The organism is Sphingomonas alpina (genome assembly GCF_014490665.1).
Taxonomy (GTDB): Bacteria; Pseudomonadota; Alphaproteobacteria; order Sphingomonadales; family Sphingomonadaceae; genus Sphingomonas; species Sphingomonas alpina.
In genome coordinates this window covers 3,951,650-3,974,268 of record NZ_CP061038.1, presented here as the reverse complement: position 1 = coordinate 3,974,268, position 22,619 = coordinate 3,951,650, and the positions used below count along the sequence as shown (strand labels likewise).

22 protein-coding genes are annotated in these 22,619 nt (G+C 64.9%); 9 read left to right on the top strand and 13 right to left on the bottom strand.

From position 1 onward, the window contains the following. Positions 1–285: a BolA family protein gene (locus tag H3Z74_RS18420; RefSeq protein WP_187761025.1), complete on the bottom strand. Its 285-nt coding sequence runs from the start codon at positions 283–285 to the stop codon at positions 1–3. Between the two features lie 47 nt (positions 286–332). Between H3Z74_RS18420 and H3Z74_RS18415 the strand changes: the two genes are divergently transcribed. Continuing rightward, positions 333–950 carry a J domain-containing protein gene (locus H3Z74_RS18415; RefSeq protein WP_187761024.1) on the top strand — a complete coding sequence of 206 codons (618 nt, stop codon included), beginning with the start codon at positions 333–335 and terminating at the stop codon, positions 948–950. Between the two features lie 149 nt (positions 951–1,099). Here the strand turns inward: H3Z74_RS18415 and H3Z74_RS18410 are convergent, their stop codons facing one another. The 7 genes from H3Z74_RS18410 to H3Z74_RS18380 all read right to left on the bottom strand — a co-directional run bounded on the left by H3Z74_RS18410 (position 1,100) and on the right by H3Z74_RS18380 (position 5,654). Continuing rightward, positions 1,100–1,762 carry a dihydrofolate reductase family protein gene (locus tag H3Z74_RS18410; RefSeq protein ID WP_187761023.1) on the bottom strand — a complete coding sequence of 221 codons (663 nt, stop codon included), beginning with the start codon at positions 1,760–1,762 and terminating at the stop codon, positions 1,100–1,102. Positions 1,763–1,869: 107 nt separating this feature from the next. Further along, positions 1,870–2,358: a VOC family protein gene (locus H3Z74_RS18405; protein ID WP_315443806.1), complete on the bottom strand. Its 489-nt coding sequence runs from the start codon at positions 2,356–2,358 to the stop codon at positions 1,870–1,872. A 25-nt stretch (positions 2,359–2,383) separates the two neighbouring features. Next, a complete protein-coding gene (locus tag H3Z74_RS18400; protein WP_187761021.1) occupies positions 2,384–3,169 on the bottom strand; it encodes a VOC family protein in 786 nt (261 codons plus the stop codon). Positions 3,170–3,199: 30 nt separating this feature from the next. After that, complete coding sequence (locus H3Z74_RS24925; RefSeq protein ID WP_187761020.1) at positions 3,200–3,919, bottom strand: DUF1428 domain-containing protein; 720 nt, start codon at positions 3,917–3,919, stop codon at positions 3,200–3,202. A gap of 35 nt (positions 3,920–3,954) precedes the next feature. Beyond that, complete coding sequence (locus tag H3Z74_RS18390) at positions 3,955–4,614, bottom strand: glutathione S-transferase family protein (RefSeq protein ID WP_229726663.1); 660 nt, start codon at positions 4,612–4,614, stop codon at positions 3,955–3,957. A gap of 25 nt (positions 4,615–4,639) precedes the next feature. Then, positions 4,640–5,038, bottom strand: a complete 399-nt coding sequence (locus H3Z74_RS18385) for a DoxX family protein (RefSeq protein WP_187761018.1) — start codon at positions 5,036–5,038, stop codon at positions 4,640–4,642. A gap of 166 nt (positions 5,039–5,204) precedes the next feature. Beyond that, positions 5,205–5,654 (bottom strand): VOC family protein, encoded by a 450-nt coding sequence (locus tag H3Z74_RS18380; RefSeq protein WP_229726662.1) that lies wholly within the window; start codon positions 5,652–5,654, stop codon positions 5,205–5,207. An 80-nt stretch (positions 5,655–5,734) separates the two neighbouring features. Between H3Z74_RS18380 and H3Z74_RS18375 the strand changes: the two genes are divergently transcribed. The 8 genes from H3Z74_RS18375 (at position 5,735) to H3Z74_RS18340 (ending at position 14,387) form a co-directional block, all read left to right on the top strand. After that, the gene (locus H3Z74_RS18375; protein ID WP_187761017.1) at positions 5,735–6,439 is read left to right on the top strand and encodes a winged helix-turn-helix transcriptional regulator; all 705 of its coding nucleotides are present in this window, start codon (positions 5,735–5,737) and stop codon (positions 6,437–6,439) included. Positions 6,440–6,444: 5 nt separating this feature from the next. After that, positions 6,445–6,747, top strand: coding sequence for a DUF6958 family protein (locus H3Z74_RS18370; protein ID WP_187761016.1), 303 nt, complete (start codon positions 6,445–6,447; stop codon positions 6,745–6,747). Positions 6,748–7,092: 345 nt separating this feature from the next. Next, entirely contained in the window at positions 7,093–8,097 is a 1,005-nt protein-coding gene (gene cobS / locus H3Z74_RS18365) for a cobaltochelatase subunit CobS (RefSeq protein WP_187761015.1), read from the top strand. Positions 8,098–8,131: 34 nt separating this feature from the next. Continuing rightward, on the top strand, positions 8,132–8,947 hold the full coding sequence (locus H3Z74_RS18360; protein ID WP_187761014.1) for a hypothetical protein: 816 nt from the start codon (positions 8,132–8,134) through the stop codon (positions 8,945–8,947). Further along, positions 8,944–10,773, top strand: coding sequence for a cobaltochelatase subunit CobT (cobT, locus tag H3Z74_RS18355; RefSeq protein ID WP_187761013.1), 1,830 nt, complete (start codon positions 8,944–8,946; stop codon positions 10,771–10,773). Before H3Z74_RS18360 ends, cobT begins: the two co-directional genes overlap by 4 nt. Before the next feature lie 41 nt (positions 10,774–10,814). Beyond that, positions 10,815–11,072 carry a ribbon-helix-helix domain-containing protein gene (locus H3Z74_RS18350; RefSeq protein WP_187761012.1) on the top strand — a complete coding sequence of 86 codons (258 nt, stop codon included), beginning with the start codon at positions 10,815–10,817 and terminating at the stop codon, positions 11,070–11,072. A gap of 60 nt (positions 11,073–11,132) precedes the next feature. Then, positions 11,133–13,628 (top strand): TonB-dependent receptor, encoded by a 2,496-nt coding sequence (locus H3Z74_RS18345; protein WP_187761011.1) that lies wholly within the window; start codon positions 11,133–11,135, stop codon positions 13,626–13,628. Positions 13,629–13,703: 75 nt separating this feature from the next. Continuing rightward, positions 13,704–14,387, top strand: coding sequence for a Fe2+-dependent dioxygenase (locus H3Z74_RS18340; RefSeq protein WP_187761010.1), 684 nt, complete (start codon positions 13,704–13,706; stop codon positions 14,385–14,387). Between the two features lie 328 nt (positions 14,388–14,715). On the opposite strand, the gene H3Z74_RS18335 is transcribed toward H3Z74_RS18340, so the two are convergent. From H3Z74_RS18335 to H3Z74_RS18315, 5 genes are all read right to left on the bottom strand, one after another. Beyond that, a complete protein-coding gene (locus H3Z74_RS18335; RefSeq protein ID WP_229726661.1) occupies positions 14,716–15,705 on the bottom strand; it encodes an FAD:protein FMN transferase in 990 nt (329 codons plus the stop codon). A 2-nt stretch (positions 15,706–15,707) separates the two neighbouring features. Beyond that, positions 15,708–16,523, bottom strand: a complete 816-nt coding sequence (locus H3Z74_RS18330) for a DUF4198 domain-containing protein (protein ID WP_187761009.1) — start codon at positions 16,521–16,523, stop codon at positions 15,708–15,710. Between the two features lie 27 nt (positions 16,524–16,550). Continuing rightward, on the bottom strand, positions 16,551–17,069 hold the full coding sequence (locus H3Z74_RS18325) for a DUF2271 domain-containing protein (RefSeq protein WP_187761008.1): 519 nt from the start codon (positions 17,067–17,069) through the stop codon (positions 16,551–16,553). Between the two features lie 12 nt (positions 17,070–17,081). Further along, positions 17,082–17,717: a PepSY-associated TM helix domain-containing protein gene (locus H3Z74_RS18320; RefSeq protein ID WP_187761007.1), complete on the bottom strand. Its 636-nt coding sequence runs from the start codon at positions 17,715–17,717 to the stop codon at positions 17,082–17,084. 221 nt (positions 17,718–17,938) lie between these two features. Beyond that, positions 17,939–22,573 (bottom strand): NAD-glutamate dehydrogenase, encoded by a 4,635-nt coding sequence (locus H3Z74_RS18315; RefSeq protein ID WP_187761006.1) that lies wholly within the window; start codon positions 22,571–22,573, stop codon positions 17,939–17,941. Positions 22,574–22,619: the final 46 nt, after the last annotated feature.

Genomic DNA, 22,619 nt, shown 5'->3' with positions numbered 1-22,619 from the left:
TCATTCTCCCGGCGCGCGTGCCTTGATCGCCAGCGCGTGGATGCTGGTCTGCAGCAGGTCGGACAGCGCGGTGTTGATCAGCCGCTGACGCTGAACGCGCGACAGGCCGACAAAGGCCAGGCTTTCGACGATCACGGTGAAATGTGATTCGCCGCTGCCGTCGTCGCCCATATGGCCGGCATGGTGGGCGCTGTCGTTGATCACATCGAGATGCGACGGGGCGAGGTCCGCGGTCAGGCGGGCGGCGATGGCGGCGGCAACGGGGCCGGTGGCAGGGCTGGTCATCGTCACTATATAAGCCGCTTTTGGGTTTCGGGGAGCCGCGTGTCGCTGTGAGTGAGAAGAAGGCGGACGAGAGCGAAAAGAGGGACCGGCCGGGCGCGCGCTTTCATGGCCGGGTCGAGGGGACGGGCCGGGAATGCGCCGAGCCGGGCTGTCACGAGCCGGGTGAATTCCGCGCGCCGGCGCTCGACGGACCGAATGGCAGTGATGGGCCGCGCCTGTATCGCTGGTTCTGTCTCGACCATGTCCGGGCGTTCAATGCTCGCTACAATTTCTTCAATGGCATGAGCGCCGACGAAATCCATGATGCGCAACGCCCGTTCGCCGGATGGGAGCGCGAGACGCGTGCCTTTGCGCATTCCGGTGCCGACCGCCCGCCGACCTGGGCCGATTTCCGCGATCCGCTCGACGCGATCGGTGCGCGGTTCAAGCGCGCGACCGAAGCGCCGCGCGCCGATGGGCGGATCCTGTCGGAGAGCGACCGGCGCGCGCTGAAGGTGCTTGGCCTGGGGACCGATGTCGATCGCCGCGGCCTCAGGACCCGCTATGCCGAACTGGTGCGGAAATATCATCCCGACCGCAACGGCGGCGATCGCAGCTACGAAAAGGCGCTGCAGGACGTGATCGCGGCCTATACCCAGCTGAAGAGCGCAGCAGCTTTCGCCTGACTGGCGCGGCTTCGGTCAGAATCGATACCCTCCGTTCGCCCTGAGCCTGTCGAAGGGCCGTTCTTCTTTCTCCGATGTGGAGATAAAAACGCTGTTTCCACAGGCCTGGCGCGAACGGATCGGAATATTTCCTCGCGTCTCGCTGGCTCTTAATCCTCGCGCTTCATCCGTTCCTGGCGCGCGCGTTCGAGTTCATTCGGCTCGGGCATCTGGAAGGATCCGATCGGCACCGGGCCGGCGGGTTCATAGGTCGCGATGATCACGCCGGTGGTCGAGACCTGGTGATCCACCAGTTTCAGCGCGCCCGACGCAACGCCACTGGCGAACAGGCGCTTGCCGCCGCCCAGCACGACCGGGAAGGTCATCACGAACAGTCGGTCGATCAGCGCCGCCTCGAGCAGTGCCGGATAGAGCATGGTACTGCCCTGGATCAGCAGGTCGGGCCCATCGCTCGCCTTGAGCGCGGCGATGCCGGTCGCTGCGTCGCCGTTGATCGCATGCGAATTGTTCCAGGTCAGTGGTTCGGTCGAGGAAGTGACGACATATTTGGCGATCTTGTCGAATTTCTCGCCGATCGGGTCGTCGGTCATGAACGGCCAGTGCGCGGCGAAAATCTCATAGGTCTTGCGGCCAAGCAGCAGATCGTAATCACCGCCGATTACGCCGCCCATATGTTCACCCATCACCTCGTCCCAATAGCTGAACGACCAGCCGCCCAGGGTGAAGCCGCCGGTTGGGTCCTCGCTCGGGCCGCCAGGGGCCTGCATGACGCCGTCGAGCGACTGGAAGACGCCGGCTATGATCTTTCGCATGAGAATGCCTTTCGGACGCAGGGGTTGAGAGGGCGTGTCTGCCTGGCCTCCCCCGCGCAGCGGGGGAGGGAATGGGCGCAATTGTAATGGTGTTGACGAACAGGGTCCTAGGCGACCACTTCTCCGGCGAAGGCGCGTTCGATCGCGGCGATGTCGATCTTGCGCATCTTCATCATCGCATCCATCGCACGCTTGGCCGCGACCCTGTCCGGGCTGGTCGTTGCATCCAGCAATGCGCGCGGGGTGATTTGCCAGGACAGACCGAACTTGTCCTTGCACCAGCCGCACATGCTCTCCTGACCGCCGCCATCGACGATCGCGTTCCAATAGCGGTCGGTCTCCTCCTGGCTGTCGGTAAGGATCAGGAAGGATACGGCTTCGTCGAACTTGAACATGTCGCCGCCGTTCAGGCCGAGGAACTTCATGCCGAGTACCGTGAACTCGACCGTCAGTGCGGCGCCTTCCTTGCTGGAGGGATTATCGCCCGGCGCGAGGTTGATCGCGTCGACGCTCGAATCGGGGAAAGTCGCGGCGTAGAATTCGGCCGCTTCCTGGGCATTGTGGTTGAACCACAGACACGGTGAGATCTTGTTCATCATCGCTCTCCTTGCGGGTCTCGCTTTATTGTCCCGGTCCAACGACGCCGAACATCACGCCGTGCGGGTCGCTCGCCACGATGATGCGGTCGCCGCCAGGGACTTCCATCGGATCGAGATGGACGATGCCGCCATTGTCCTTCACCTTCTGCGCCGCGACTTCGATATCGGGGGCGCGGAAATAGAATTGCCAGGCCGGCGGTGGGCTGTCGGGCTGCCGGTTCATGGTCGCGCCGATGACCTCGTCGCCGACCGCGACGAAGACATAATCGCCCATGCCGGGCATCTCCATCTTGTCGGGATAGGTCCAGCCGAACACCGTCGCATAAAAGGCGTTCGCCGCTTCCTGATCGGTCGTGGCGAGCTCGTTCCAGTTGCACTTGCCCATGCCCATCCGGTCATAGGCGGTGCTGTCTTCCGGGCTTGTGCCGCGCATGATGTAGAAGGGGATGCCCTGCGGATCGGCGACCATTGCGATGCGGCCGATATCGGGAATGTCCCAGGCAGGCATCAGCACGCTGCCGCCGGCCGCCTTGATCTTCTCGACCGTGGCATCGACGTCATTGACGCCGATATAGAAGAGCCAGGTCGGCCTGGCTCCGCCGGCGATCATTTCGGGCGTCAGGTGCAGCACGCCGCCGACCTGACCGCCGCCCGATTCCGGGCTGGCGTTGATCATGCGATAATCCTGGCCGCCCGGTGGCGGGTCGCCCACCGTCCAGCCGATCACCTTGTCGTAGAATGTCTTTGACGCATCGGGATCGGCGGTCATCAGCTCGTACCAGATCGGCGTACCTTCAGGATTGGTCATCGTCTCTCTCCTGTCGAAATCGTTGCTGGATCAGCGGTCGAGGATAGGGGCGAAGCCACCATAGACCATGCGCTTACCGTCGAACGGCATCTCGGAGCTGGCGTCCGGCTTCATGCGCGGGTCTTCCATGACCTTGGCCATGCCGGTGTCGCGTGCATCCTTTGAAGGCCATTCGACCCAGGAGAAGATGACATGTTCGTCACCGGTCGCCTGTACCGCGCGCTTGTAATCGGTGACCGTGCCGTCGGGCACGTCATCGCCCCACGCCTCGACCACACGTGTCGCGCCATGATCGCGGAACACGGTCGATGCCTGGCTCGCCAGATTGCGATAGGCGTCCTTGGCGCCGGCCGCGACCGGTACGAGATAGCCATCGACATAGCCGGTCGATCCGCCCGGGCCGTCGTCGAGCAGCGGTTCGAAGCCGCCATAGATCATGCGTTTGCCATCGAACGGCATCTCGCCCATCTCGGCCATGCGCGGATCCTCCATCATCCGCTTCATACCGTCCTGATAGACCTCCTTCGACGGCCATTCGAGCCAACTGAACAGGACGGTTTCGTCGTCCTTCGCCTGTACCGCGCGCTTGAAATCGGTGACGATGCCGTCGGGAACCTCATCGCCCCAATTCTCGATCATACGGGTCATGCCGAATTCCCGAAAGAACGGCACCGACCCGCTCGCATGGTCGATATAGGCCTGCTTGTTCGCCGCGGGCACCGCGAGCACGAAACCTTGAATATAGCTCATCATCTCTCTCCTTGTTTTATGTATATTCGAGCGGCTCAGGCCGCTTCGCGATCGTCAAAATCGGCCAGTTGCTCGGCCAGTGCCTGCTGAAACGCTGGCCGTGCCTCGCACCGCGCGAGATAGGCGGCGAGATTGGCATGTTCGGCTACCAGCTCGGTGTGGCGCAGGTTGCGCAGCACCGTCGCCATGATCAAGTCGCCCGCAGTGAAGCGGCCCTGGAGATAGTCCTGCTCGCCAAGCCAGTCCGACAGGCGGGCCAGGCGCTCGCGTACCTTCTGTTCCGCCTCGGGGCGGCGCAGCGCCGCCCATTGCTGGCCGGCATTGAAGATATCGATATTGACCAGGTCGAAGATCATCGGCTCGATGCTGTTGAGCGCCGCGATCACCCAGCAGGTGGCGCGGGCCCGCTCCGCCGCGTCGGCGGGGAGCAGCGCGTCGCTGCGTTCGCCGATATGCAGCACGATCGCGCCGCTTTCGAACAGACCGAGATCGCCTTCGACGAACACCGGCACCTGGCCGAAGGGCTGTTCGTGGAAATAGTCCGCCGGGCGCTGGGTGGTCGCGTCGAGCAGACGCACCCGATAGGGCAGGCCGGCCTCGGCCAGCGCCCAGCGCACCCGTATGTCGCGCACCAGACCGCGAGCAAAATCCGGTACCCAGCGAAACGCAGTGATTTCGATCGAAGGGGAAGTCATCATCCTGCTCCTGTGCTTTTTGTTTTTATTGCGCGATCGGCAGCAACGCCCGGACGCGCGGGTCGCGCAGCCATAGCCCGGCCCAGGCGACCAGCCCGATATAGACGCCGAACAGCGTGTTGCTGAACAACGGCATATCGGCGCGAAGGTTCACCGCGACCGCCCCGCCAAGGAATGCCGTAATCAGCAGCGCGCCGAGAAAGGCGGTGCGCGGCCAGGCGTAAAGCACGACGCCGACCAGCAGGATCGCGCCGATCGTGCGGTACAGGCCGGGATCGGGCGCCAGGCCCAGGGGCGGGCTATAGTTGATCATCTGCTGCGGCATGGCGAGCTTGAATATGGCGTCCGCGCCGAGCGCGAGGATCGCAAGCCCGCTCAGTATGCGGCCGGTCCAGACAGTCTTGGTGTTTGTTGGGGAGGACATCGGGGTTCCTTTGAGAGGGTGTTCTCTTCGCGGCTCAGGCGAACAGGGGCGCGCCGGTCATCGCGCCGTGCACGAGGATGGCGATCACGGTGACGGCGAAGCCGCCGGCACCGGAGATGAAGGGAACGAATTTACGCATGACATTGTCCTTTGCAGGCCGCCGCCGTCAGGCGGCGGGGGCTTCGGCGAAAGCTTCGGGGCCGGCGGCGGCTGCGGCGGGGTCCATCCACATCACTTCCCAGATATGGCCGTCGGGATCGGCAAAGCTGCGGCTGAACATGAAGCCGTAATCCTGAGACGGAGTCGCATCGGCAGAACCGCCCGCCGCGCCTGCCTTGTCGACCACTGCATTGACCGCATCCTTGCTGTCCTGCGCGATGCAGATCAGCATTCCGACCGCGCTCTTCGCATCGGCGATGGTGCGGCCGGGGATGAACGAGGCGAACTTCTCATGGCTGAGCAGCATTGCGTGGATCTGGTCTGAAAGGACGATGCACGACGCGGTCTCGTCGCTGAACATCGGGTTCTTCGTGGCGCCGATCGATTCATAGAATGCGGTCGCCTTGGCTACGTCGCTGACGGGCAGGTTCACGAAGATCATGTTGGTCAGGCTCATGGAAATTCTCCTGTTTGGAAACGCTGGGTTGGCGAATCACTGTTTGACCCTGATGCCCCTTTCGGTTATTAAAAGCAACTATGAAGTTAGAAAAAGTAACCGATTCGGCAAAAGCGGCGGAAAAGCGTTGGTATGACGACGCTTGCGGCACGGCTTTGGCGATGGAGCTGGTCGGCGAGCGCTGGTCCCTGCTGATCGTGCGAGAGCTTATGTTCGGTCCGCGACGCTTTGGTGAATTGCGCGCCGGCCTGCCCGGGATCAGCGCCAATGTGCTCACCCAGCGGCTTGAGGGCATGGAGCTGGCGGGCATTGTCGAGCGCCAGAAACTGCCGCCGCCGGCCTCGGTGCAGGTCTATGGCCTGACCGTCTGGGGCTATCAGAGCGAGGTCGCGATCCAGGAACTGGGGCGCTGGGCGGTCCGCTCGCCCGCGCATGACCCGACCCTGCCGCTCAGCGCGGCCTCGATCATGATGTCATTCCGCACCATGTACGCGCGCGACCGCGCCGCGGGTCTCGACGCGACGATCGGCTTCCGCTTCGGCGCGGAAACGTTCTTGGCGGAGCTGAGCCCGGACGGCATCCCGATCCGGCGCGCCGATCCGTCGGAGGCGGACCTGATCCTGTCGACCACGCCGATGATGCTGGCGGCGACCGTGTATGGCGGACTGCCGGTCGCCGATGCCGAGGCGGCGGGCGCGATGACGGTGCAGGGCGACCGGGCGCTGCTCGAACGCTTCCTGACGTTGTTCCCGCTGCCGCCGAAAAATTCCCTACCAACGGAGTGAAGCCGATGGCTGCGACCAAGCCGAATCGTATCGCGATTGAAAACGTCATTCAGCCGGGCAAGACCTACACGGTCGATGCCGGGAAATTTGCCGCGATGCGCGATGCGGTGCTCGCCAGCCTGCCGGATAGCCCGCCGGGGATGACCGTTCCCGAACTAAAGGCGGCGGTGCTGCCGCGCCTGCCCGACTCGCTGTTTCCGGGCGGCGACAAGGCCGGCTGGTGGCTCAAGGCGGTCCAGCTCGACCAGGAGGCGAAGCGCGTAATCGCGCGCGCCGAAGGCTCGCCGGTGCGACTCTATCGTCTTTAAGGTAGAGAAGTTGTTCGGGAACAGTTGAGTCGAATGCTTTCCTTGGCTGAGGGTCCAAACCCGTTCATCGCAATGGTCGAGATCGCCCGGAGCAAGCTGCTGGCAAGAAACGCAGCGCAGACGCGTAGCTTGAGCTACGCGCAAGCAAGCGACGTAGCGAGCGCTTGCTCCGCGCGACCGCTTCGCGGCAGACGGATTTAGGCGCGCAGCGGCGTCGCGCGTCGGTCACGATGGATAGCCATCGCTCCCTCCTTGCTCCTACCTGTACGCCTAAATCCGCTCCGTCTCGACCGTTGCGATGAACGGGTTTGGACCCTAAGGCGTTAGGCCAGACGTGAGGCAATAATGACCGACATCCCCAATACCCAGCCCGACAGCCGCGAAACGACGATCATGGAAGCGCCCGACAAGATGCTCGGCGTCCGTGAGGCGTTCGGCATCGATTCGGACATGCAGGTTCCCGCGTTCAGCGAAGCGGACGAGCGCGTGCCAGATCTCGATCCGGCCTATGTGTTCGACGCGGATACCACGCTCGCGATCTGCGCCGGCTTCGCGCACAATCGCCGCGTGATGGTGCAGGGCTATCACGGCACCGGCAAATCGACTCATATCGAACAGGTCGCGGCGCGCCTGAAATGGCCGTGTATCCGCATCAACCTCGACGCGCATATCAGCCGCATCGACCTGGTCGGCCGCGACGCGATCGTGCTCAAGGACGGCAAGCAGGTCACCGAGTTCCGCGAAGGTCTGCTGCCTTGGGCGCTGCAGACCCCGACCGCCCTGGTGTTCGACGAATATGATGCCGGCCGCCCCGACGTGATGTTCGTGATCCAGCGCGTGCTGGAGACCGAGGGCAAGCTGACCTTGCTCGACCAGAACCGCGTGATCCGGCCCAACCCCTGGTTCCGCCTGTTCGCCACCGCCAACACGGTTGGTCTCGGCGATACCAGCGGCCTGTATCACGGCACGCAGCAGATCAACCAGGGTCAGATGGACCGCTGGAATATCGTCGTCACGCTCAACTATCTGCCCGCCGCGGTGGAGGCACAGATCGTGCTCGCCAAGTCGGGAGAGTATGACAAGCCGGAGGGCAAGAAGGCGGTCGAGGACATGGTCCGCGTCGCCGACCTGACCCGGCGCGGCTTCATCAATGGCGACATCTCGACCGTGATGAGCCCGCGCACCGTGATTACCTGGGCGCAGAATGCGCTGATCTTCGGCGATATCGGCTTCGCCTTCCGCCTGTCGTTCCTCAACAAGTGCGACGAGTCGGAGCGCGCGCTGGTCGCGGAATATTATCAGCGCGTGTTCGGCAAGGATTTGCCCGAGAGCGTCGTCGGCAAGAGCTGACAGCCGGGTCTCTCCGGCGGTGGAGTAACGATCGATGACTGACCATGGGCGCCATTGGCGGTCGATCGTAACGCTTGCTGCCGTGCCGCTGCTGCTCGCCGCGGCGCCCGCCGATTACAAGATCGGCGCGCCCCCGCTGCGCCTGCTGCCGTCGCTGACCCCGGCAGGCGAGCAGAAAGTGCTGCCCGGCACGATCGTCGCGACCAGCGTGCTTGGCCGACCCGACTCGGCAATCATCGTCACGCCCGTCGCACTCGACCAGTCGGGCGAGAAACGCGCCTTCGAGCGCGGCGCGGTGATCGCCGCGGCGAGCGTGCCGGGCCTGCCCGGCGATCCGCAGCGGGTGTTCTGCGAGGAAGGCAAGGAAGGTTCGCTCGGCAAGCAGATGACCGGGCAAATGCTGTTCGGGATGGTCGGGGTGCTGCGGTCGACCAAGCTCGACACGCGCTATTGCCTGATCGATGCCGACGGCGATTCCTTCTTCGACCATGCCTTTCTCGTCGGCGCCAAGGGCAAGAACAAATTGCCCTATGCTATTCCAAAGGCGGAATACGGCCTGATCGAAGGGCTGCCGATCGGTGGCGAGAGCGTGGTTCGGTTGCGTTATGCCGGCAGTGGCGGCGAAAAGGGGAGCGTCTTCTTCGACCTTGAGGCATCGGGTTTCGGCCGGATGCGCGCGCTACCCGGCGCGCGGCACACGCTGTCGACCGTGAAGCTGCCCGCGCACGACATCATCGCCGGCGCAGTGATCACCCTGCTTGCCTATGACGCGAAATCGGGCGAGGCGACGGTGATCATGAACCGCGATTTCGCACCCGGGCACATCGTCCTGCCAGAGCTGAGCCAATGACCACTGAAACGCCCCTCGACCAGTTCAAGGCCGTGCTCGGCGGCACGTCGCGCGCGCTTGCCGACGAGCCGGAGATTGAACTCGCCTTTACCGCCGACGCGCCGACTCAGTCGGGCAAGCATATCAAGGTGCCGATGCCGGCGCGTACCCTGCCCGCCGATCAGGTTGCCGAGGCGCGCGGTTTCGCCGATGGTTTCGCGCTGCGGCTCAAGCATCATGACGCCGCGCTGCATGCGAAGACCGCGCCGGGCGATGCGGTTGCGCGGGCCGTGTTCGATGCGGTGGAGGGTGCGCGCGTCGAGGCGCTGGGATCGCGCGGCTATGCCGGGATCGCCGCCAATCTGGCGACCGCGCTCGACATGAAACTGCGCGCCGACCCGATCACCCGCGCGCGCAACCGCGAGGAAGTGCCGCTGTCGACCGCGCTCGGCTTGATGGTGCGCGAACGGCTGACCGGCCAGCAGGCACCCGCCGCCACCGCGATGGGCATGGCGCTGATCCGCGACTGGATCGAGGACAAGGCGGGCCATGATCTCGACGCGCTGGCGCTGGCGATCGACGATCAGCGCGCCTTTGCCACGCTCGCGACGCGGCTGCTTGAGGACCTCGAACTGATCGAGGGCGACATGATCCCGGACGATAGCGAGGAAGGCGGCAGCGACGACGAGGGCACCGAGGATCAACAGTCCGACGAAGGCGAAGAGGGGGAGAGCGAGGGCGAGGAAGGCCAGGGCGAGATCGAGGCGCGCGGTCAGGACCGCGACGCAGAATCGCAGGATGGCGAATCGAGCGAGCAGGGCGACGACCAGTATGACGATATGGACGGCGAACCCGGCGACGAGGGTGAGGAGGGCATGCTCCCGGTCCGCCCCAACCGGCCATTGCAGGATTTCGGCGCGCAGTTCGATTACAAGGCCTGGACCACTGCCTATGACGAGGTGATCGCCGCGACCGAGCTGTGCGACGCCGACGAACTGGCGCGGCTGCGCTCCTATCTCGATCAGCAGCTGGTCCATCTGCAGGGCGTGGTGACCAAGCTCGCCAACCGGCTGCAGCGCCGCCTGATGGCGCAGCAGAACCGCAGCTGGGATTTCGACCAGGAGGAGGGCATTCTTGATGCCGCGCGGCTGGCGCGGATCGTGGTCAACCCGATGCTGTCGCTGAGCTACAAGGTCGAGCGCGAGACCGATTTCCGCGATACTGTCGTCACCCTGCTGATCGACAATTCGGGTTCGATGCGCGGCCGGCCGATCTCGATCGCCGCGATCAGCGCCGACATTCTCGCGCGCACGCTGGAACGCTGCGGGGTCAAGACCGAGATTCTCGGCTTCACCACCCGCGCCTGGAAGGGCGGGCAGGCGCGCGAGACCTGGCTTGCCGCCGGGCGCCCGCCACAGCCGGGCCGGCTCAACGACGTCCGCCACATCGTCTACAAGAAAGCCGACGAGCCATGGCGGCGCGCGAAAACGTCGCTCGGACTGATGATGCGCGAAGGGTTGCTCAAGGAGAATATCGACGGCGAGGCCTTGCTCTGGGCGCATGGCCGGCTGATCGGCCGGCCTGAGGAACGCAAGATTCTGATGGTCATCTCGGATGGTGCGCCGGTCGACGATTCCACCCTCAGCGTCAATTCGGGCAGCTATCTCGAGCGCCATCTGCGTCAGGTGATCAACTGGATCGAGACCAAGTCGCCGGTCGAGCTCGTCGCGATCGGCATCGGCCATGACGTGACGCGCTATTACCAGCGCGCGGTGACGATCATGGATGCCGACCAGCTTGGCGGCACAATCATCGAACAGCTTGCTGCGCTGTTCGATTCGGAGTGAGGGAGCCCTTTAACATCCTCCCCGAAACGGGGAGAAGCTGAATGATCGCCGCCCCGCCAACCGGCTTCCACGGCCCGATCAAACGCTCGGTTACGATCGCCGGGCACCAGACCTCGATCAGCCTCGAACCGGTCTTCTGGGCCGCGCTTGAATCGGCCGCGGCCGGGCACGCTCTTCCGCTCAATGCGCTGATCGCCCAGATCGACGCGATCCGCATTCGCGCTGATGCCCCGCCCAATCTGGCAAGCGCGCTGCGCAGCTGGCTTTTCTCCAACATGGATGAGAATTACTCTCAATAGCGTTGACAATGAGAGTGACTCGCAATAGCCGCCCCCTCACCATCTAAGGGGATTACCGTCATGCGCCGTTCAGGCACCGTTTCACGCAGCGCAGCTGTGCCCGCTTTCCTTGCCTTGTCGTGCGTCGGCGCGTTCATGACAGCGCCCGCGATGGCCAAGGATGGGTCCGGCGACAGCAGCGAAGTGACGGCGACGGCGGACACCGATGCAGCGCAGCGCGGCGATGATGTCATCGTCACCGCGGAAAAGGACAAGCAGCTGGAAAGCCCCAAGGCGACTCGCGCGCTGATCGATACGCCGCAGACCATTACGGTCATTGGTGACCAGACGATCCGCAAGCAGAATCTGCTGACCTTGCGCGACGCGCTCCAGACCATTCCCGGCATTACCTTCGGCGCCGGTGAAGGCGGCGGCGGCTATGGCGATTCGATCAATCTGCGCGGCTATTCGGCCAACAACGACGTCACCATCGACGGTGTGCGCGACAGCGCCCAGTATAGCCGCTCCGAGACGTTCAATCTGCAGCAGATCGAGGTCTATAACGGCGCGAACAGCGTGTTCAGCGGCAGCGGATCGGTCGGCGGGACGATCAACCTCGTCACCAAGACACCGCAAGCCAATAATCTGACCATCATCCAGGCCGGTGTCGGAACGGATAATTATTACCGCGCCACGGTGGACAGCAATGTCCGCGTCAACGACCTGATCGCCGTGCGTCTGAACGGCGTGTACCACCGCAATGACGTGCCCGGTCGCGATGTCGAAAAGTACAAGCGCTGGGGTATTGCGCCGTCCGTGACGATCGGGGTCGATTCGCCGACCAGCCTGACCTTCCAGTATTTGCATCAGGACGATGTGAATGTGCCGGTCTATGGCGTGCCCTATTTCCGCAATGCGGTGAATGCCGGGCCGCTGCCCGGGGTCGATGACTCGGACTATTTCGGCATCGCCAATCTCGATCGGCAGAAGATACTGGTCGACCAGGCGACGGTCCGCTTCAAGCATGATTTCAGCGACAAGGTCTCGATCCGCAACCTGACCCGCTGGCAGCGCGTCGGCCAGGATTCGAGCACCAGCGCCCCGCAGGGCGTCTGGTGCCTGGCCAATGGTTTTCAGCCGCTGCCTGCCACCAATGTCGCGACCACCCCGCTCGCCTGTCCGGCAGCGACGCAAACGACTCCGGCGCAGAACACACCGAACACCTATTATCCGAGCGGCCCGCGCGGCAATATCCGCAACCAGATCAATCAGCTTCTCTATAACCAGACCGATCTGCGCGCGGTGTTCAATACCGGCGGCCTCGAACATACCGCGGTGATCGGCGTATCCTTCACGCAGGAGGATTACAGCCTTGTCAGCGGTAACGTACTGCGCACCGCGAACGGCTCGACCGTGGCTCAGCCCCCGATCAGTCTGACCAACCCCAACACCAATTATACTGGTGCGGTGAACTTCATCCAGGCGGGCTATGCGCAGGGTGATAGCAGCAACGTTGCCGTTTATGGCTTCGATACGATCAAGATCGTGCCGCAACTCGAACTCAACCTGGGCGCTCGGTACGAAAAGGCCAAGGGCCGGTTCCGCGCGGATACCTATTCGGTGGTCGTTGGTCCGACGCTTGGCGCCTATACGCGCGGCCTGAATCAGCAGAGCGATGAGACGCTCTTCTCCTATCGTGCCGGGCTGAACTTCAAGCCGATCGAAACGGTCAGCCTCTACGCCTCGTACGGCAATTCCAAGACGCCGACCTCGGCCACCGTTCGGCTCGGCTGCGGCACGCTGATCTCGGCACCGGCAGGCTTGCTCGACCCTTGCGACGTGGCACCGGAAAAGGCGGTCAATTATGAGGTCGGCGTCAAGGCCGACCTGTTCAATCGCAAACTGCAGCTGACCGCAGCGGTGTTCCGCAACGAACGGACCAACTATCGCGTCGCCACCAACGATCCGATCGTCACCACGCTTGCCGTGACCGATGGACGCTCACGCGTCGATGGTATCGCGCTGGGCGCCAGCGGCAACATCACGCCGGCCTGGTCGATCTTCGCCAACTATACCTATTTGAAAAGCAAGGTGCTCCAGAGCGTATCGAATTATTGCCTCGCCAATCCGGGGACGCGAGCCATAACGCCACCGCCGACTCCGCCCGCGGCTCTGGTGACCAACCCCTGCGGCAACTCGGCAGCGATTCTCGATCCCCAGGCCGGACAGCAACTGACCAATACCCCGAAGCATTCAGGCAGCCTGTTTACCACCTATACGCTGCCGTTCGGGCTGCAGATCGGCTATGGCCTGACCTATCAGGGCAGCTTCGCACTCAACAATTCGGCACTCGCGACTCCGCTTGCGCCGACGACCGTGCTGACGCCGGTGTTCCGGTCGGCAGATTATCTGACGCACCGCGCTTTCCTGTCCTATCCGGTTACCCCGGGTCTGACCGCGCAGCTCAATGTGCAGAACATCACCAATGAGCGCTACTTCACCGGCATCCGCAACAATGGCTGGGCAACGCCCGGCGAGGACCGGTCGGCGGTGTTCAGCCTGTACTACAGCTTCTGAGGGGCACGCAGGGAAAGAGGTGGATGTTCCGGTCGGATCGCGTCAGGAAGGCGGGATGACCGGAGCAGACACGTCATGCTGATCGCCATACCTGATGTGCTCGACGCGGACGATGTTGCGCGCATCCGGGCGATCATCGACCGCGCCGACTGGGTTGACGGCAATGTCACCTCGGGCGCGCAAAGCGCGCTCGCCAAGCGCAACCAGCAATTGCCCGAGGCGAGCGCGGCGGCGCGCGAAGCAGGTGCGATCGTGCTTGAGGCACTGGGCGCGGCGCCGCTGTTCGTGGCCGCTGCTCTGCCGCTCAAGGTCTTTCCGCCCTTGTTCAATCGCTATGCCGGCGGGCAGGCGTTCGGCACGCATATCGACAATGCGATCCGTATCCAGCGCGGCAGCGATTTCCGCATCCGCAGCGACTTGTCGGCGACACTCTTCCTCGAGCCGCCGGAGGCCTATGACGGCGGCGAACTGGTGATCGAGGATCAATTCGGCGTGCAATCGGTCAAGCTGCCCGCCGGTCATATGCTGCTCTATCCCGCGTCGAGCCTGCACAAGGTTGAGCCGGTCACGCGCGGCACGCGCACCGCGTCCTTCTTCTGGGTTCAGTCGATGGTGCGCGACGACGGTGCGCGTCGCATCCTGTTCGACCTTGACCAGGGCGTGCAGTCGGTCGCTGCCGTTCAGGGGCAGGGCGATGCGGCGGTGATCCGGCTGACCGGCGTGTATCACAACCTCCTGCGCCGCTGGGCCGAGGCCTGAAGCGTGATCGTCCTCCCCTGGTTCCCAGGAGAGGAATTAGGCAGGCCGATTCAACTCCCGTAACCGTAATGACAATGTGGAGCCGGCCAGGATGCCACCGAGCATCCGGCCGCGCTCTTTCTCATGACGATAAAAACCATACGGACAGTCCATGCTGTTCCGGCAAAAGCGCATGCTGTTATCTGCTGTTTTCATGCTGTTATTGAATAACAGCATTTGGGCTAGCTATCTTATTGAAAAATGGCCGGAAATTTCTTCCGAAAATCCAACTTAACAGCATCGGAAAAATTTGGCGCAAATAACAGCATGAAACAGCACCGCGGGGGCGTCAGTCGAGCATCGCCTGTAACGTGCTCGACAGCAGTTCGCGATGCTCGGCACCGTCGCGCAGCACGATCCGCGCCGCCAGCCCTTCGCGCTCGGCCAGTGCCATGCCTTTGTCGGGGCCGAGCACCATCAGCGCCGTGGCCCAGGCATCGGCCATCATGCACTCGGCATGGATCACGCTTGCCGACGCCACGTCATTGACCAGCGGTGCGCGCGTACGCGGGTCGATGGTATGGGCATAGCGCGTGCCGTCGGCATCGAAGAAGCGGCGGTAATCGCCCGAGGTCGCGACCGAGACGCCGTGCAGCGCAAGCCGGATCGGGGTCAGGCGCGCGCCCGGCGGCGGTTCGAGATCGACCCACCAGGGCTGGGCGTCGGGCTTCATCCCCTCGCCACGCAACTCGCCGCCGATCTCGACCAGGAAATCGCGCACGCCGAGCGCAAGCAGCGCACGCGCCAGCGCATCGACCGCAAAGCCCTTCGCGATGCCCGACAGGTCGATCCGCACATCGGCGGTGCGGCGGACCCGGTTACCCTGGCGCTCGATCGCGGCCCGGCCCGAGGCCATCGCCGCAACTTCCTCGTCGCTCGGCCTTTCGGTGCGGGGACCGGCGGGGCCGAATCCCCATAGATCGACCAGAGTTCCGGCGGCAGGGTCGAACGCACCGCCGCTCGCGTCCGCCACCGCAAGTCCGGCATCGATCACATAAGCGAGATCGGCGCGCAGGCTGCACCATTCACCCAAAGGTGCGGCATTCACCCGCGACAGGAGCGAACCTGGCTCCCAATGACTCATCTCGTCAATGACGTCGTCCAGCGCGCGCTCGATTGCACCGTTCAACTCGGTCGCGGGGCGTGGCGAAACGATCCGCGCGCTCCAGGTCGTGCCCATCGTCGCACCACCCAGCCCAATCACGCCCGCACCCGGGTCGCGCCGCCGGAAAGCGTCGACCGACACTGCCGGCGGGATGGCGATGCGAGGCTGGTACATGTTCAGGGCTGAAGCACCTCGAGCACGGCGGTGTAGCTCATGCGCTTGTCCGCATTGGGGATGGCGGCGCTCGGCGTGGTGGTGGTGGCGTTGATCCAGTACATGCCCGCCGCCGGCCAGCTGATCGCGACCTGTCCCGCCGCATCGGTGATGAAGGTCTTCTCATCCACCGACTTGCGATAGCGGCTGCCGCCGGGGATCACGGTGATCGTCAGCTTGGCGGCGGGCTTGCCGTCGGCGGTGAAGCGGAACGTCGCCGGCTCACCCGCGACAAGGTCGTTCGGGTGGGTGACGGGTACCAGCTCCAGGCCCACCCCGGTCGGCTTCAGCACCGTCTGGGTCGGAGCGCCGGCGGTGACGAACACCTCGTTGCGGTTGATGGATTCAGTCAGCTTCACGTCGGTCGCGCCGGCCGGGATCGCGGTGGCGAGCTGGTCCGGCTTGGTGCCGCGTGGCAGGCGCTGTTCCTTGCCGTCGAGCTTGAAGCTGCCCATCACGCCGCCATTCTGCACGACCAGCTTGTAGGTGCCCTTCTGCACCATGTGCAGGTCGAAGGTCGCTCGATACTGGCCGATATTGACATGCTCGACCTTGCCTGGCGTGCCGTCGGGCTGGATCACCGCCGGCTCGGCGCGGAGTGGCTGATGATCGGGGAAGAACAGGTCGTTCGACGCGGCGGCGTCGAAGGTGATCCAGTCGTCGTCGCCCGACACGATCGTGGTCGAGGGCAGCACCCATAGGCGGTGCGCCTGCAATGGGGCGGCGATCGCGACGGTACCGAGGGCGGCGGCGAGAAGTCTGGCGCGGAGGGTTGTCATGGTGGCGATCCTCTCAGGGTTGCCGGGTCAGGGCTTGAAGGTTGCGGAAACGGCGCCGAGCTCGGTCTTGCCGGCGGCCTGGATGGTCTGGCCCGGCCTGAGCGGCCAGGAGAAGGGCAGGCGGACCACCTCGCGGCCACCGACTTCGCGCGCGGCCTCGACCACCAGCGTGTACTGGCCGGGCTTGAGGCCACCGAGCCTGGCCGCGTTGATGCTGATCTTCTGCACGCCCGGCGCGCGCGTCGCGCCCGAGCTGCCGTCGGAGACATAATTGCCGGTGCGGCCCGAGGCGCGCCACCAGCCGCGCACCTCGTTGAGCCATTTACGACCTTCATTCTTGGCCTTGGCGACATCGTACCAGATCGACAGCGTCCGCGCCGGCGCGCCGGTCGCCTCCAGATACACCGCGACATAGGGCTTGTGATATTCCGCGACCGACAGGCGCGGCACGGTGATCGAGAGATCGACTGACTGCGCCGCGGCAGGGCCGGCTGCGATCAGCCCGGCGGCAGTGCCGGTCAGGATGAGATGGTGGCGAAGCTGCATGGATCGGACCCCTTAATGGATGAAGATGACGGCGATGATTGCCGGAATGGCGAAACCCAGAGCGACCAATGGCCAGGTGACCGGGCGCTTGGCGGCGTGAAGCCAGAGCAGCACCAGCCCGGTCAGTGCGAAGATCAGGCAGGCAAGAGCGAAGATATCGATGAACCAGCTCCACGCCGTGCCCGCGTTGCGGCCCTTGTGGAGATCGTTGAGATAGCTGATCCAGCCGCGATCGGTGAATTCGGACGTCACCGCGCCGGTCGCCCGCTGGATCGTTACCCAGCCGTCGCCACCCGGGCGCGGCAGTGGCAGATAGACCTCCTCGGCCGACCATTCCGCCTCGCCGGACGCGCCGACCGAGAAGGTCTTCTCGACCCAGCGTGCGACAGGCGCGGGCAGGGGCTTTTTGGCGTCGGGTGCATCATTGGGCGCGATCTGCGTCAGCAATGGCGCGGGCAACTGGGCCGCGCGTTCCGCGACGACCGGCTTGGCCTCGATATCGGCGGCATGGTTGAGCGTGAAGCCGGTGACCGCGAACAGCAACAGCCCGATCAGGCTGACCGCCGAACTGATCCAGTGCCAGGTGTGAAGCTGTTTAAGCCAGAAGGTCTTGCGCCGTGGCTTTTGCCGCGCGGCCGGGCTGTTCATAGGTGAAGGCGCATCCCGACTCATATTGAGAATGACTCGCGATAACGCGAACGATTCTCAATTGCAAAGGGTATAACGTGGCCCCTCCCAAGTACGGGGAGAGTGGCCGCGCACTTCTTCAGCGCGTGGTGGAGGGGGTGGCCGGCAACGTAACATTGCTTGGCGCACTCCCTCCACCAGCTTTGCTGGTCCCCTGGCCGTGCCGGGGAGGAGCTAAGCCGTCACCGCCCCAACAACACCCGGGCCTGGCCTGCAATCTGCGCGAGCATTGCCGCATTCGGCGCGGGCGCGTTGCGAGCGCGGTCGACCACTGCCTTGAATTGCGCCACGCGCTGGGCATTCGCCGTCAGCCAGCTCTCGACCAGTGCCTGCGGATCACGCTCGCTGCGGCCGAGAAAGTCGAGCCGCAACTGCTGGAAGTCGCGGGCCAGGCCGGCGATCAGCAGCCGCTCCCATGGGTCGCTCGGGCTGATTCGTGCGGCATTGGTCTGCGCCCAGTCAAGGCCGAGCGCCTGGCCGAGCCGGGTAAAGGCATGAGTCAGCACCGTCTCGTCGAGCTTCAGCCGGTTACCGAGATCGGCGAGACCAACCGCGCCGTCGAGTTCGAACAGCCGCACGACCTTCTGCACCAGCTTCTTTGGCGCGCCGGCCTCTTCGAGCCGGCCGGCGATTCGCGCGCTCTGCGCATTGGCTTCGTCGCGGAGCAGCGACTTGTGCTGCTTGTCGAGCTCGCCAATGCCCTTGGCGATGCGCGCGAGCACTTCGCCGGGGCCGGTGCCGGGATGGGTGATGCGCAGCAGATCGGCGATCTGCGCGCGCGTCGCCACCGCCACCTCGTCGAACAGCGCGATGCGCGCGACTTCCGGCATCGCCGCAGTCTCGATCTCCTTCCACAATGCGGGCAGGTCGAACAGCCGTTCGGCGACGACGAACATCGCCGCGATGTCGCTCATCGCGGCACCTTCCTCCTCGGCGAGCTCGAACGGATAGAGCACGCCCATGCGGTTGATGATGCGATTGGCGAGCTTGGTCGCGACGATCTCGCCGCGCAGGCGGTGGCTGTCGATTGCGGCGGCGAACTTCTTGCGCATCGCCGGCGGGAAGGCGGCATGGAGATCGGGTGCCAGCTCCGGGTCGGTGCCGAGATCGCCATGCTCGATCGAATCCTGCAGCGCGAGCTTCGCGGTCGCGAGCAGCACTGCGAGTTCGGGCCGGGTCAGGCCGCGATGCTCCTGTACACGGCGCAGCAGATCGTCGTTCGACGCCAGTCCCTCGACCGCACGGTCGAGCCGCCCGCCATCCTCGAAGATCTCGATCACGCGGACATAGCTGGGCAGCGCCTGCGATCCGTCATGCTCCATCACCGAAAGGGCGAGCGTCTGCAGCCGGTTGTCCTCGAGCACCAGATGCGCGACATCGTCGGTCATGCTGGCGAGCAGCACATTGCGCTTGTCGTAAGCGAGACGGCCCTCGATCATCTCGCGGTTGAGCGCGATCTTGATGTTGACCTCGTTATCCGAGCAATCGACCCCGGCCGAATTGTCGATGAAGTCGGTGTTGATCCGTCCACCACGCGCGGCAAAGGCGATGCGACCGGCCTGGGTGACGCCGAGATTGGCGCCCTCGCCGATCGCGGTCGCGCGCAGCTCCTCGGTATTGACGCGCAGCCGGTCATTGGCGGGATCGCCGACCTGGATGTTGTTCTCGGCCGCCGCCTTCACATAGGTGCCGATGCCGCCGAACCAGATCAGGTCGACCTGGCTCTTCAATATCTCGGAGATCAGGGCGGTGGGTTCGATCTCTGCCATGTCGAGGCCAAGTGCGGCGCGAATCTGCTTCGACAGCTTGATCGTCTTGTCGGTGCGCGGGAACACGCCGCCACCCTTGGAGATCAGCTTGGCGTCATAATCCGCCCAGCTCGACCGCGGCAGCGCGAACATCCGGTTGCGCTCCTCCCAGCTTGCCGCCGGATCGGGATCGGGGTCGAGGAAGATGTGGCGATGGTCGAACGCGGCGAGGATCTTGAGCGTCTTCGACAGAAGCATGCCGTTGCCGAACACGTCGCCCGACATGTCGCCGCACCCGACCACGCTGATCGACTGGGTCTGCACATCGACGCCGCGCTCGGCGAAGTGACGTTGCACCGAGAGCCAGGCGCCCTTGGCGGTGATGCCCATCGCCTTGTGGTCGTATCCGACCGAGCCGCCGCTCGCGAACGCATCGCCGAGCCAGAAATTATGCTCGAGCGCGATCGCGTTGGCGACATCGCTGAAGGTCGCGGTGCCCTTGTCGGCGGCGACCACGAAATAGGGATCCTCGCCGTCATGGATCACGACCGAGCGGGGATGGACGACCTTGTTCTCGACGATGTTGTCGGTGATCGACAGCAGCGAGCGGATGAACACGCGGTAGCTCTCGGTGCCTTCGGCGAGCCAGGCGTCGCGACTCGACGATGCCGGGAGCTGCTTGGGATAGAAGCCGCCCTTGGCGCCGGTCGGCACGATCACCGCGTTCTTGACGCGCTGCGCCTTCATCAGCCCGAGGATCTCGGTGCGGAAGTCGTCGCGTCGGTCGGACCAGCGCAGGCCGCCGCGCGCGACCGGGCCGGCGCGCAAATGGATGCCTTCGACCCGCGGGGAATAGACCCAGATCTCGCGCCACGGCACCGGCGCGGGCAGGCCGGGAACGAGATGGCTGTCGAGCTTGAACGCCAGCGCGACTTGTCCTGCCGGCGCAAAGGCGTTGGTGCGCAGCGTCGCGGCGATCACGCTGTACAGCGCGCGCAGGATGCGGTCATCGTCGATTGCCGACACGGCATCGAGCCCGCGTTCGATCGCGCCATCGGCGGCCTCGACCGCGGCGGCGGCCTTGGCGGCGCGCGCCGGGTCGTGCGCGGCGTTGAACCGGTCGATCAGCGAGGCGGCGACCTTCGGTGCACGGCGCAGCGCGTCGACGACGGTGACCAGGCCATAGGTCATCCCCGCCTGGCGCAGATAGCGGAACCAGGCGCGGAACAGCACGACCGCGCCCGGCGCCATGCCGGCATCGACGATCAGCCGGTTGAACGCGTCATTCTCCGCCTTGTTTTCGAGCACCGCGGCGATGGCATTTTCGAGGATCGCGGGATCGCCGCCCAACGCGTCGCGTCCGGCCCCGAGTCCGATCTCGATCAGGAACTCATGGACAAAGGCCTGGGCATCGTCGGCGAGCGCGGTCGGTACTTCCTCGATCACGCGGAAGCCGAAATTCTCCAGCACCGGCACTGCGTCCGACAAAGCGAGCGCCCCGCCGAGGCGGTAGATCTTGAGTCGTGCCAGCCCGGCGCCGTCGCGGTAGAGCCGGACCGAGCGGTCGTCGGGCGTCTCCAGCCGCGACAGCCGCACGATATCGCGCGCCGCCTCTTCGGGCGGGTTGGCGGTGCGATAGCCTTGCGGGAAGCAATTGGCGTAGCGCAGCGCCATGCGCGCGGCGCGAGCCGGCTCGACGCTATCGGAAAGCGCCGCCTCGATCGCCGGCACCCAGCCGCGCACCATGCGGCCGAGCCGCGCGTCGAGCGGGGCCGCGTCAGGCATATGGCCGTCGCCGCGCAGGTCGAGGGTGAAGCGCATCATCGCGACCACGCCGTCCTCGAGCGCGATCGACCAGTTGAGCAGGCTGGCATTGGCCGCCTCGGCGAGCATCTCGCCGATCGCGACGCGCCGCGCGGTGGTCAAATCGTCGCGTGGCAGCCACACGAACGCGAACAGATGGCGGCCGAGCGTCGAGCGCACCAGCACCAGCTTGGGCCGGGGCCGGTCGGCCAGCGACATGGCGGTCAGCGCCAGTTCCTCGAGCTGTTCGGTGTCGAACGCGGTGACCAGGTCGTGCGGCAGGGCGGCCAGCGCATGGGTGAGCGCCTTGCCGGTATGGCCCTTGGGATCGAAGCCGAACTTCGCCTCCAGCGCGGTGAGCCGTGCGCGCAGTACCGGCACCTCCTGCGGCGGCGCGCCGAGCGCGGCGCTGGTCCACAGCCCGGCATGGATCGACAGGCCGGTGACCTTCTTGCCCGCCATGATCGGAACCAGCACCAGATCGAGCGGCACCTGGCGATGCACGCCTGAGATCAGGTTGGACTTGAGCAACAGAGGCGCTTCGCCGCCCTTTTCGAACCATTTGATTGCCAGCAGGCGTGAGGCGTCGGCGAGCACCGGCACGTCATGCCCATGGCGGCTGATGCCGAGCTGCGCAGCGCATGTGCCGTCGACATGCCATTTCTCATGGCCGAGCAGCGTCATGTTTCCGTCGAGGAACCATTGCAGCAGCGCTGCGCCTTCATTCTGGCCGAGTCGGGCAATGTCGTCGCCGAGAGCGCCCTGCAGTGCCGGCCAGTCGGCCACTGCCGAGCGCACATCGCGCAGATTCCGTTCGAGCGCGGTGAGCAGGTCGCGGCGCTCGCGCGCGTCGGCGCGCTCCATCTCGATATAGATCATCGATTCGGGGGCGCCCCCGGAACTGGCATCGTCGCTCACCTTGCCCAGCACGCCGCCGGCCCCGCGCGTCACCCGGACGACCGGGTGGATGATTCGGTCGATGACGATGTTGTGCGCGCCGATCGTCGCGGCGATCGAATCGACCAGGAAGGGCATGTCGTCATTGACGATGGCGAGTCGCATGCGGCGCCGCGGGTCGGTGCCGGCCATCGCCTCGAGCGAGAGGACGGGGATACCGGGCGCGCGGGTCTCTGCGGTCGCCGCCATGAACATGGCGGCCTCTCCCCGTTCGGCTTTGCCGAACCCCTGCAATTCGCCCGGAAGCGCGCCTTTGGTCAGCCGGACGGCAAGCGCATCCGACAGCGATTTGAGCATAGTCTTAGCCATGCGGCGACCTATGCGCCGGTCGCGTTTCGACCTCAACCCTTGTGGC